Below are 506 nucleotides of genomic sequence, written 5' to 3'. Positions count from 1 at the left end.
ATACTCGATTTCAGCAATACGTTTGTCGCCTGCTTCGTTAAAAATGGCAAATCCATTGGTGACTTCTTTAATTTCGTATCCCATATATTCCCTCCTCAACTTGTGTGACGCTTTATTACCTTAATTATATCAAAATCTAGGGATAATAGCTCAAAATTAGCCTTGGTTGACCTTGTTTTCATTTACTCGGTATAATGAAGTGAACTTAAATGGTAGGCAACTGTTTTACAAAAAAGGAGTGGCAATATGGGCTTATTTTCAGGATTATTTGGTAATGCTTCAGAAGCGGATAAGGAGCGAGTTTCTGAGGCTTTGGAGAAGGTACTCATTCCCGGTGAATCAATTGAATTATCTTACAACATCTTGCGAGACTTAGTCGTATTCACATCATATCGATTAATTTTAATGGATAAACAAGGGATTACCGGTAAGAAACGAGACTTCATGAGTGTACCTTACAAGTCAATTTCACGCTTTTCAGTAGAAACTGTGGGGAATTTTGATGT

At 36.8% G+C, this 506-nt stretch carries 1 protein-coding gene; it reads left to right on the top strand.

Going from position 1 to position 506, the window contains the following annotated elements:
* Window positions 1-246 precede the first annotated feature (246 nt).
* Window positions 247-506 (top strand): PH domain-containing protein (locus tag ACRCJ0_RS19535; protein ID WP_431391882.1); only part of this gene is annotated, 260 nt, incomplete at its 3' end.

The sequence above is a fragment of the Aerococcus sp. L_32 genome (genome assembly GCF_050689315.1).
The sequence above is the reverse complement of the archived record's forward strand: the minus strand, read 5'-3'. Positions and strand labels throughout refer to the sequence as shown.